The 10,596-nt window shown below is 42.9% G+C and carries 12 protein-coding genes; 4 read left to right on the forward strand and 8 right to left on the reverse strand.

Annotation, left to right across the window (positions count from 1 at the left end):
* Positions 1-217: 217 nt before the first annotated feature.
* The 4 genes from ACHUFQ_RS16530 to ACHUFQ_RS16545 all read left to right on the forward strand — a co-directional run bounded on the left by ACHUFQ_RS16530 (position 218) and on the right by ACHUFQ_RS16545 (position 2,917).
* Positions 218-793, forward strand: a complete 576-nt coding sequence (locus ACHUFQ_RS16530) for a hypothetical protein (RefSeq protein WP_394176951.1) — start codon at positions 218-220, stop codon at positions 791-793.
* A gap of 222 nt (positions 794-1,015) precedes the next feature.
* A complete protein-coding gene (locus tag ACHUFQ_RS16535; protein ID WP_394176952.1) occupies positions 1,016-1,384 on the forward strand; it encodes a hypothetical protein in 369 nt (122 codons plus the stop codon).
* A 142-nt stretch (positions 1,385-1,526) separates the two neighbouring features.
* The gene (locus tag ACHUFQ_RS16540) at positions 1,527-1,973 is read left to right on the forward strand and encodes a hypothetical protein (protein WP_394176953.1); all 447 of its coding nucleotides are present in this window, start codon (positions 1,527-1,529) and stop codon (positions 1,971-1,973) included.
* Between the two features lie 239 nt (positions 1,974-2,212).
* Positions 2,213-2,917, forward strand: coding sequence for a tetratricopeptide repeat protein (locus ACHUFQ_RS16545; protein WP_394176954.1), 705 nt, complete (start codon positions 2,213-2,215; stop codon positions 2,915-2,917).
* Positions 2,918-3,496: 579 nt separating this feature from the next.
* Here ACHUFQ_RS16545 and rlmM read toward each other — a convergent pair.
* From rlmM to ACHUFQ_RS16585, 8 genes are all read right to left on the reverse strand, one after another.
* Positions 3,497-4,585 carry a 23S rRNA (cytidine(2498)-2'-O)-methyltransferase RlmM gene (gene rlmM / locus ACHUFQ_RS16550; protein WP_394176955.1) on the reverse strand — a complete coding sequence of 363 codons (1,089 nt, stop codon included), beginning with the start codon at positions 4,583-4,585 and terminating at the stop codon, positions 3,497-3,499.
* Entirely contained in the window at positions 4,582-4,965 is a 384-nt protein-coding gene (locus tag ACHUFQ_RS16555; protein ID WP_394176956.1) for a DUF423 domain-containing protein, read from the reverse strand. The genes rlmM and ACHUFQ_RS16555 overlap by 4 nt, the downstream gene beginning before the upstream one ends.
* The gene (locus ACHUFQ_RS16560) at positions 4,965-5,645 is read right to left on the reverse strand and encodes an alpha/beta family hydrolase (RefSeq protein WP_394176957.1); all 681 of its coding nucleotides are present in this window, start codon (positions 5,643-5,645) and stop codon (positions 4,965-4,967) included. Before ACHUFQ_RS16560 ends, ACHUFQ_RS16555 begins: the two co-directional genes overlap by 1 nt.
* Positions 5,645-6,571: a transcriptional regulator GcvA gene (locus ACHUFQ_RS16565; protein WP_394176958.1), complete on the reverse strand. Its 927-nt coding sequence runs from the start codon at positions 6,569-6,571 to the stop codon at positions 5,645-5,647. The genes ACHUFQ_RS16560 and ACHUFQ_RS16565 overlap by 1 nt, the downstream gene beginning before the upstream one ends.
* 111 nt (positions 6,572-6,682) lie before the next feature.
* Entirely contained in the window at positions 6,683-7,525 is an 843-nt protein-coding gene (gene kdsA, locus ACHUFQ_RS16570) for a 3-deoxy-8-phosphooctulonate synthase (protein ID WP_394176959.1), read from the reverse strand.
* Between the two features lie 12 nt (positions 7,526-7,537).
* Positions 7,538-8,782 carry a DUF819 family protein gene (locus ACHUFQ_RS16575; protein ID WP_394176960.1) on the reverse strand — a complete coding sequence of 415 codons (1,245 nt, stop codon included), beginning with the start codon at positions 8,780-8,782 and terminating at the stop codon, positions 7,538-7,540.
* 74 nt (positions 8,783-8,856) lie between these two features.
* Complete coding sequence (locus tag ACHUFQ_RS16580; protein ID WP_394176961.1) at positions 8,857-9,657, reverse strand: tetratricopeptide repeat protein; 801 nt, start codon at positions 9,655-9,657, stop codon at positions 8,857-8,859.
* A gap of 62 nt (positions 9,658-9,719) precedes the next feature.
* Entirely contained in the window at positions 9,720-10,127 is a 408-nt protein-coding gene (locus tag ACHUFQ_RS16585; RefSeq protein ID WP_394176962.1) for a SirB2 family protein, read from the reverse strand.
* Positions 10,128-10,596: the final 469 nt, after the last annotated feature.

Below are 10,596 nucleotides of genomic sequence, written 5' to 3' on the forward strand. Positions count from 1 at the left end.
TTGGCAATTCCCCATACACCGTTTCAGGCATAAGTTGACGTTAACAGATTGAAAAGGTTAATGTCTCTTGTGAGCGAATTGCAGTCACTCATGAATTTTTTGAAGATAACTCAATTTCTATAGAGCAGTCGTTCGCTAATTAACTATCTTCATAATCGGTACTCCGAAGCATCCATTGAATTGTAAACATGCAATTAAAGAAAAACATAAACGTTAAGTGACTGATATGATATTTGTTCGCGTAATAAATCGCATGCTTTTAACCAAACTTCCGTATATGGTTTTTTGTTCTTTACTTGGGTTTGGAGTATTTTATTTTATGGAAAGTGCTGTATTCGGTGTTTTTTTCTCAATAGGTATCTTTTTTCTTATTTACATAAGGTTACTTGGTCCGATGCATTATGTAACCAGAGAGGCCATTCGTCGACTTTCTGAAGAGAAAATGCTTCTTGATACCAATCTTAATCAGTTTGACCCAATGCTGCTTGAATTTAAGTGGATAAGCACCGATTGGGTATATGGTTCTGGTGTTATCGACAGGTTTAGCCACACTTTTGCATCGAAACACTCTCGCACTGGTTTGTACTTTTTTTGCCAAGATATGCCTTACTTTAATGCATTTATGATCCCATGGGAAAATATTAGAAATATAGAAGAGGGTTCCGAGCGGATAAGAGATTGCACAAAAGTAGAAATTGAAAATTCTAGGGATATTAAATTACAAAATGGCTCCATTATCACATTACCTATAGCATCCGATTCCCTAAACTATTGGCGGGCGGAGTGCTCGTGAATTCCTTAAGTTAATGTGCAGTGCTAAGTCTCGTGTTGGTTAGTGGGGTAGGATCTCTGAACCGAACATCTGTTCCAGGTACAATTGCGACGTCGGTATTTTTAGCGTAAGTTATTGAAAAGTAGTTAGTCGCGAGCGGCTGCTGAGAGCGATTAACGGTCGTTGGCCTTTTATCTAAAACTGTTATGCATATTGTTTGCTGGCAATCAAAAGGAATTAGAATTGAATATTAAATATTGCATTCCAGGTATAATAGGCGGAGTAATACTGTCCGTTATAGGGCTCTTACTTTCTTTAGGCAGTTTCGGGAAAAGTATTTTTGGTTTTATTGCAATTGCTTATATTGTAATTGGAGTTATCCAAGTAACTGCTTACTCAATCGCAAAACATCAATTAGCATTAATTACATCTTGGATAAGTATAGCCAATTCAATCCTCCTAATTATTGTAGGGTTTAATATCTCAGCGAAACCTGGCCAGGAATATATTGCGTTTGCAATTTTTATTCTGTTAGCTCTCATATTGTTTTTATCTGCACTAAGTGTTTATTTTCAAGCGAAATTTAAAAAGGTAAAGCGATCAAATGCATAACAATAGCTAGCCATTTAATTAACAAGCTTGAGGCCTATAGTAATTAACACTAATTTATTTACCTATGACGGCTAAGAGCGAACTACAGTCATTCAATATATGACAAACAATAAACTGCTATATCTACTAGGGAGGGTGTGGTTTGGAATCTGGATATTGGTTTAAATCAACATTATTTGAAATTGAGAAACACGAAGATGAGGATACTAATCCTGGATGCTATGGTAAGTCACTCGCTACATGGTTAAGTACAGAGTTTGCCAAATTAGGCTATGAAACGGAAGTTATTCCAGAAGATTGGGGCTGGTGTGTCATGTGTGTTTATGATGATTACTTGCTTTGGCTTGGTTGCGGAGCAATGCAATCGGAAGAATCATTAGAAAACTATGAAGAAGGACGCCCCCCGAAAGGAAGTGAAGTGGTTTGGCACGTATTCCCTCAATTAGAAGTACCATTTTTCAAATTCAGTTCACTTATTAACAAATGGTTAGGTAAGCTTGATGTTGAAACGCCATTGGAAAATTTGAAAAATGAACTTGATAAAGTCCTTAGAGCGGAAAATAACATTCAGTTTTGTGATGAACCGTAGGTATAACAAGTTACTCAAATTCGTTCGTAAATTCATTGTTGATTGCCCCTTTTCCAAAGCGTTAAATCCTCTAAACAGGCGTCTATTAACAATTGCTAACTGACTGAGTTTGGTATATTTTCGACGTCGCCATAAATAACGTAACTTATTGAAAAATAAGCAGCCGTAAGCGGCCGTAGTGAGCGAGCAGCGGTCATTTTGCTATCGTCAAAAGAATAAAATGTTGGGCGAAAAAAGTAATGTCTAAAATTGAGAAAGCTAGAGCCTATTGGCGATCGCACGAAGACCAAAAGGCAATAGATATTTTAAATGTTGATGATTTAGCCACATCGGCGGAAGCACTCTTTGTGCTTGGTGATATTTATAATTGTGCAGACAAGAGAGTTGGTGGTGTTAGTCGCAGTGTTCCCCAAGCTAGGAAATATTGGCTGGAGGCTGTCAAATACGGATCAATGGATTCAGCAGTTGAACTTGGAAACCTATATTATTTCGGAGATGGCGTTAAGCAAAACTACAGGAAAGCAGAAGAGTTTTGGCTCATAGCTGCAAATGGTGGTGATGAACTCGGGATGTTCAAATTAGCTGATTTCTACTTTGACTATTACCCCGAAAAGATTCCTGATGGAATTGTACTATTTGAGTTATTAACTAAGGGGACGACCTTTGCTCGTAATTCCTACTGCAAGCTTGGAAGAATTTTCGATAGAGGTATAGGTGTAGAGAGAGATCCAAAGAAAGCAATTTCTTGGTACGAGGCGGGAGCACGGTTAAATGATGGGAATTGCCTCTTGGATCTGTCATACCTTTACTATAAAGGTGATGGGATAGAGAAAGATATTAACAAGGCAATTGAGTTGGCTGAAAAAGCCGCTGATACTGAATGGCTTAAAGACATTGCGCCGATAGTAGTAGAAAAGATGCGCAAAGGTACTTTGTTAAATTAATGCCCGCTTCATTGCCTAACAAAAAATCAATGCGATGCGAAAAAGCGTCGCGCGCATTAGTTAGGCATTAACACCTCCAAACCAGCGTATATTAGCAATTGCTAACAGACCGTTCCTGGCACATTTGAGACATTCGGCTCTAGCTAAGATTCCCTGTAGTATCAGGGAATGACTCAGTTTTTTTGTTTTTACCTCGAAGCGACGTTTTTCGTCGCGTGCTCGGAACAATCTTTGATTGTGTGCTCGGAGTGGCATTTTCTGCCACGTACTCGGAGTATCGTTTACGATACGTACTCAGGGAGTTTTAATTCCCGTTGTTGGCACATCAGAGCCGTTCGGCTCTCGCCCTAGATGCCGTGTAGTATCACGGCATGACGCAGTTGGTTTGTTTTTCACTCGAAGCGACACTTTGTGTCGCGGGTACAGTAATTCAGTTCCTGACAAATACTGCATACCAACGTCCGTGTCGGCAACTCGAAACAATCTTCGATTTTTTGCTCGGAGTGGCGTTTTTGAGTTGCTTTTTCTGAGTCCGGAAACCTGAAGTCTGCCACCATGAGGGCGCTAATGCGCCCGCAATCACCTCTTCCCTAACGCCCGCACATGAACCGTAACTTCTTCACGGTCATAATATAAATGCTTGGCATACATCTCATACCAAATATCGTGTTCGCTAAGCATATCTTTGATAAGTTTCAGGCCTTTCTCAACCTGCTGATAACGTCCTTTTCCGGGTAGTAGTTTTAAATTAAACATCGCTTCTTTACAGTCGCCGTCAATCACCCAGCTTGCCATCAGCTTGGCAACTTTGATCGGATTTTCAATCATGTCACACACCAGCCAGTAATTATTTTTCTTACTGGGACGGAACTTAAAACCATCTTGTTGGTAATGTTTGACCTGCCCGGTTTCCATCAAGGAATCCGCCATAGGACCATTATCAACGGCTTTGACCATCATGCCACGGCGTACTAACTGATAAGTCCAGCCACCTGGTGCGGAGCCTAAGTCCGTAGCATTTAACCCTGAAGTCAGACGCTCTTCCCGTTCAGCCTTGGGAATGAAATGAAGAAATGCTTCGTCTAGCTTTAATGTTGAACGACTTGGAGCCGCACTGGGAAACTTAAGCCTTGGGATCCCCATAGGATGCGGTGACGTGTTGCTGGCATAGGAATACCCTAATTGCACCTGCTGACCACTAAAGAACAGGGCATGCAATACCGCTGCCCCCTGCACATATTCATCACTTTGTTTGGGAGCCAGAACCTCTGATTTGCGCAACGCCTGTCGCAATGGCACGGAGAGTTTACGAATGAATTTACTCAAGGCCTTACCATCATTGGTATCCAATGATTCAACCCTTAACTCTTCATAACGAAATTCGCTACCTAACGCTTCAGAAATAGCCTCTACCCGCTGATAGTCAGGCAAGTCGATAACCTCACCGAGTGTGAGAAACCACTGTCTGGCAAAAATCAGACGCTTAAGTGGTAACTTTTGCAGCAAGGTATCCCCCTGCTCCGCATCGTACAGGTGAAATTCGACCAGCCCTTGGTTCTTTTTCAGTTTGATATAGCCAAACACGTCATTCCAGCCCGCTTTTTCCTGAATTTCAGCCGCGCATTCGTTTTCAAAACCGGGGCGACAATATAGTACGATTGCAGTCATTTTTTTAAAAAACCTTGTAAGGCAATCAATAACCAAGCGCTAATTAACGCCAGACCACCAATTGGTGTCAGTGATGATAGGGCGGCAATTATACTGCCCGGCCAGACGACTTTGAATAAAATAATAAAACAAAACAAAAAAATCCCAACAATAAGCAATATTCCAGCGCAGTTTAGCAGGTAATGGCTATTTTCTTTTGGCGTAAATCCCAGTTGCATTAATAACAAAGAGTGAATGAATGCAAACAACGTGGCGATGGCAAGGGAGCTAATGTCTTTGTCTGAATAGTTGCCTGCACCATGAACTAACCAGGCACATATCACTAACCAAACGGCGCCATTGATGCCAGCAAACAACGGGAATATCTTTCGTGTGAACATTACCCTTCCTCTTTCTTGGTAACCTGAGAAATAAAGGTCAGTAAGTCCTGACAACTTTGATCAATATGTTGTTGATGACGAAAACCCGATTTTAATCTGGGTTTTAAATCGTGATCACCGTCCACATAGAACTTAACCTCAATGTTATCCGTCAAATGATAGGATTCAATCTCCGCCTCATTCCCCAGTGCATCTCTTTGCCCCTGTAAAATCAAAACCGGCTTATCCTGTTGTTGCAAAGGTTCAAGGCGCAATTTCTCTGGCTTATTTTGCGGATGAAATGGATAACCAAAACAAAAACCGGCAACGACATTTGAGGATTCGATTAACGTCATTGCTACCCGAGATCCCATGGACTTACCCCCTATCAGCAACGGTATATTGTCCTGATAGGCATCAATCATAGCCTTAAAGTGTTGTTGTAATATCGGCATACGATTCGGTGGGCGGCGCTTACCATCAAGCTTTCGCTGTTGCATGTACGGGAAATTAAAACTTAACACCTGCATCCCGCCCTGGTTTAGTTGTTCAATCACTGAACGAATAAAAACGCTATCCTTATCTGCACCTGCCCCATGGGCAAAAATTAGAGTGGCTACGGGGTTACCAACCGCATTATCGAAAGCAACCGAGTCAGGTTCAAAATCCGTTGTAGCGGTAAAATCAAAAAGCTTATGCATTAATTTATTTTATCCTCGTCGATGGCTTGTTCTTCTTCGGCGACGGTGTCCAGCACCCATTCTCGAAACTGTGCAATACGGCCACCTTCTTGCAAGGGCGAACGACACACAATGTAAAACGCATCTTTGTTCACTAACACTTCTGAAAATGGTGCTATCAAGCGCCCGGCTTCAATTTCCGGTTTGGCTAATAAATTATGACCCAGTGCGATGCCCTGACCATGGATCGCCGCTTGTAGTACCAATGCGGAATGGGAAAATATCGGCCCCTGATCAACGTTGCGAGAATGGATCCCGACATTTTTAAAAAAACGTTTCCAGTCACGCCGTGAGGTGTCATGCAACAATGTCTGACCGCTTAAATCTTCAATTGCCGCCAGTTGACCATGCTTACTCAAATCTTCCAGCAAGCTCGGTGCACAAACCGGCTGCAAATACTCGGTCATCATTCTATCGGCAATAACCCCCGGCCAGTTACCTCGACCATAATAAAAGGCAATATCCACATCATCGGTCAGGGTATCTTCATCACGATCATCGGCGCTGATCCTGACATCAATATCGGGATATAAACGGCTGAAATCACTCAGCCTGGGTACCAGCCATTGAATGGCTAAACTAGGATGCAGACTTACCGTTATCGCTCCTTTTGAATTCCGGGCCAGCAAGCGTTGAGTTGCGTCCTGCAATGCGGTGAATATGTCTTTAATGTCCAAATAATAACTTTGACCTTCTTCGGTCAATAGTAACGCGCGGTTCTTACGCATAAATAACTTTATGCCCAAGTGATTTTCCAGGGACTTTATTTGATGAGATACCGCGGCCTGAGTAACAAACAGCTCATCCGCAGCTTTAGTAAAACTCAAATGCCTGGCTGAAGCCTCAAAAGCTTTAAGCGCATTAAGCGGTGGAAGACGTGTCGCCATGGATTAGAAATTCTAATGAATAATTCATGAATTATATAAGGCTACAGACGTAAAAAACAGCAAAGCCGGCTACAAGCCGGCTTTATTTATTAACTGCAGCAAATATGGCTATTAGTCGGTGATCAATTTCGGAAAAGACTTTACGAGTTGATCGACGGCCTGCATTTGTTCCAGATACGGCTTTAAGGCATGTAACGGTAATGCACAAGGGCCGTCACATTTTGCATTGTCTGGATCCGGATGCGCCTCGATAAACAGCCCACCAATGCCCAACGCCATGCCAGAGCGAGCCAATTGCGCGGCTTGTGCACGACGACCATCGGCTGAATCAGAACGTCCACCGGGTTTTTGTAACGCGTGAGTGGCGTCAAAGATAACCGGTGCCATGGTCTTCATTTCATCCATCGCTAACATGTCAACGACCAGGTTGTTATAACCGTAACAACTTCCACGTTCACAAAGAATTATCTGCTCATTGCCCGCTTCAGAAAATTTCTTGATGATATGACGCATTTCATGAGCCGCCAGAAACTGGGGTTTTTTGACATTGATCACCGCGCCGGTCTTTGCCATCGCAACCACCAGATCGGTCTGTCGTGCCAAAAACGCCGGCAACTGGATCACGTCAACGACCTCAGCAACAGGTTGTGCCTGATGAGGTTCGTGAACATCGGTGATCACCGGAATATTGAAGGTATTTTTAATTTCTTCAAAAATCTTCAAACCTTCTTCCATACCGGGTCCACGATAAGAGTTAATGGAAGAACGATTGGCTTTATCAAATGATGCTTTAAATACATAAGGAATGCCAAGCTCCGTGGTCACTTCCACATAACGCTCGGCAATCTGCATTGCCAAATCCCGTGACTCGAGAACATTCATCCCGCCGAATAAAACGAATGGCTTATCATTGGCTACGTTTAAATTGGCGACAGAAATCGATTGTTGACTCATAAAAACCTCAAATTAAGCAATAGACTGCAGGATTTGGCCGCAGAACCAGGCGGCAAATGTACCTACAGTGTAACCGAGAACGGCTAATAATACGCCAACCGGCGCAAGTGAAGGATGGAAGGCGGAAGCAACGATCGGCGCTGATGCCGCACCGCCAACGTTCGCCTGACTACCCACCGCCATAAAGAATAATGGTGCCTTAATCAAACGAGCAACCACCAACATCAGTAACGCATGAATGATCATCCAGACCGCACCTACAGCAAAATACAATGGTGCGTCTTTGATCATAGTGACGTCCATTTTCATTCCGATGGACGCAATTAATAAGTAAAGCATCGCTGAACCAATTTTAGACGCCCCTACCCCTTCAAGGTTTCTCGCCTTGGTGAACGACAGGGTAATGCCGACGGTAGTGGCGAATACGATCATCCAGAAAAATTTACTGTGAAAGCTTAGCTTTTTCAGCTCAGGATAATTTTCAACAAAAAATGGGGTGATGGTATCCGCAAATAAGTGCGCGAAGCCTGTTACCCCCAGACCAATGGCTAGTATCACCATTAAATCAGGCAGCGCCGGAACTTTAGTATGCTTATCCTGAAATTGTTCAACTTTTTCCTGAAGTTCGCGAATCGCTCCGGTTTCAGCACCGGATTTTGCATCAAGCTGTTTGGCATTGGCTGACATAATCAGCAAAACCGCCATCCACAGATTGGCAACAATAACATCAACGGTGATCATGGCCGAGAAAATGTCATCGCCAACATCGTAGATTTCTTTCATCGCTGCCTGGTTGGCGCCACCACCTATCCAGGAGCCGGCTACCGTTGTCAGGCCACGCCAAACGGCATCAGGGCCATTGCCACCTAACAATTCTGGATAAACGCTACCAACCGCCATTAGTGCAATTGGACCGCCGATTATAATACCGAAGGTTCCCGCAAAGAACATGGCGACCGCACGCCAGCCAAGTCCGGCAATTGCTTTTAAATCCACGCTTAAGGTAAGTAACACCAGACAGGTTGGCAGTAAAAATCGCGATGTCACGTAATACAGGTTGGATTCTTCGCCATTGATCACACCAAAGGTATTCAATAACGATGGTAGGAAGTAACACAGCAATACCGCAGGTACGACTGCATAAAATTTCTGCCAACCTGGCTTGGCACTATTTGCTGTATAAAATACGGCGCCAAGCATCAATGCGAGCAAACCCAGAATGGTCGCGTCATTGGTAATTAAAGCGGTGTGTTCCATAACTTCTCCCGATTATTTCTTTTTTTATGCATCGCCGAGCGCTTGTCTACTTGTGTATGCGCACTCTGGCTGAATTAATGTAAAACGACTTCCGTTTCGGTAAACAGGTCAAGTTGCATTTGCAACATTTTAGCCGCCGGATCTTTCGGGCAGCGCTCAACAAAGTAACGATAATCATCAAAGGCGACTTTAAAACAATCCATTTGCTGCAATAAAAATCCCCGATCTCGACGCTGGTAGGGATCGTCCGGCGTCATGGCCAGAAGAATATCCACGCATACTAAGGCTTGCGTAAACTGCTGCTCGCGAATCAAGGCGTTTTTCAATGACGTCAGATATTGACTGATCAGCTTATTATCTTCAACACCTTGAAGCGGCAACTGCGAATCATTTGGGCTGACTTGATTAAGTCGTTGATCTAATTCTTGCCAGTTAATCGGATCGCCGGTTACGCAATCAAAAATCACCGCATAAGTATCATCACAGGTAATTCGCACCATCATTTCATCCGGAATAAACACGACATCGACGTCTAAGCCAGTACAGCGGATCACATGTAGCAACACGATGACTTTCAACGTTGGCGCCATATCAATAAAATCCAGACCATAGTCAAGACGATGATTGGCAACCCCATAAAACGATTTAGGAGTATCTGCCATTAGTTTCTGCACAAACAGTACATCCAGAATTTTCTCAGCCTGATCAAGCGGATCTTCAATATTGCTGAGTTCTGAAATTAGCAGATCAGCCAACTGGCTAACCTGCTCGGTCCGCCGCGGTTGCTGGTTGAATATCTCTTGTTCCAACAAACATAGACTATCTAACAAGTTTACTTTTTCCGGCATCAATTCCGAAATTAACAATTCTTTCATTACTTCTACTACTGGTAATTATTAAGGAACCCGATGACGAAGAGAACGTTTCTGAGCACGATTTACAAAAACATGGTCTGGTGGGTCATGGCGAGTTTGATGATCAAAACAAACCATCCTAAGGCGCCCAGGTAACCCAGATACTTCATGGCGTCAGTCCGAGCCCATTTCAAGGTGTAAAATCCGGTAAAAATATAGGCAAATAACGCCAATAGTTTTTCCAGCATCCAATCATGTTGCGTGGGATAAAATGCGAACGATATCATTAACGTGATACCGGTGATCAGTAAAAATGTATCCACCACATGAGGTAATATTTTTAGCCACTTTTGGTTAAGCTGCTCGGGTTTGCGCATCAATAACACAAAACGATAACTGAACATTAATATGCTTGTCATCGCCAGAGTGAAATGCAGGCTTTTAACCAGATCCATATCGATACCCGCTAATAAAAAATTAGCGCGTAGCATACCATAAAACCCCTTACTTGCCATTAGTTAAGTTGCTTTGAAAAAGCCCGTTGTGTTGTTGAAGATCGCCGAATATTTTCCGTTAGATCCTGCTTTTTTGCCGATGTTTAACGATGTTTTGCGTATCAAGGATTAACCAGCTTTCGTTTAATGGAAAACCAATGCTCTCGGGCTGTACAGAAAACAGACAACCGCTAAAACAGCCTGTTTTACTGAGCTGAGTTCATCTCTCACAAGCTAATGCACAATGTTATCCACAGTTTGTGTGATTAACTTTTTGAGCAAAAAAAAACCATGGCGTCGCTGAATTTTCAGAGCGAATCCATGGTTTTTAACCAGGCATTTGATCTAAGAGGATCAAATGCCAATTCAAGCGTTATACCAATCACATCAAGTTTGTGCACAACTCAGAGTTAGGGCAGAGGTTCAGTTACAACATAGATTTTATTGATATAGTCATTCTATATTA

It is taken from the genome of Thalassotalea litorea (assembly GCF_043642205.1).
Classification (GTDB): Bacteria; Pseudomonadota; Gammaproteobacteria; order Enterobacterales; family Alteromonadaceae; genus Thalassotalea_A; species Thalassotalea_A litorea.

What these genes read in the sequence shown, in the direction of transcription:
- ACHUFQ_RS16545 (WP_394176954.1), top strand. Translation starts at nt 2,213, where the DNA reads ATGTCTAAAATTGAGAAAGCTAGAGCCTATTGGCGATCGCACGAAGAC.
- rlmM (WP_394176955.1), bottom strand. Translation starts at nt 4,585, where the DNA reads ATGACTGCAATCGTACTATATTGTCGCCCCGGTTTTGAAAACGAATGC.
- ACHUFQ_RS16555 (WP_394176956.1), bottom strand. Translation starts at nt 4,965, where the DNA reads ATGTTCACACGAAAGATATTCCCGTTGTTTGCTGGCATCAATGGCGCC.
- ACHUFQ_RS16560 (WP_394176957.1), bottom strand. Translation starts at nt 5,645, where the DNA reads ATGCATAAGCTTTTTGATTTTACCGCTACAACGGATTTTGAACCTGAC.
- ACHUFQ_RS16565 (WP_394176958.1), bottom strand. Translation starts at nt 6,571, where the DNA reads ATGGCGACACGTCTTCCACCGCTTAATGCGCTTAAAGCTTTTGAGGCT.
- kdsA (WP_394176959.1), bottom strand. Translation starts at nt 7,525, where the DNA reads ATGAGTCAACAATCGATTTCTGTCGCCAATTTAAACGTAGCCAATGAT.
- ACHUFQ_RS16575 (WP_394176960.1), bottom strand. Translation starts at nt 8,782, where the DNA reads ATGGAACACACCGCTTTAATTACCAATGACGCGACCATTCTGGGTTTG.
- ACHUFQ_RS16580 (WP_394176961.1), bottom strand. Translation starts at nt 9,657, where the DNA reads ATGAAAGAATTGTTAATTTCGGAATTGATGCCGGAAAAAGTAAACTTG.
- ACHUFQ_RS16585 (WP_394176962.1), bottom strand. Translation starts at nt 10,127, where the DNA reads ATGCTACGCGCTAATTTTTTATTAGCGGGTATCGATATGGATCTGGTT.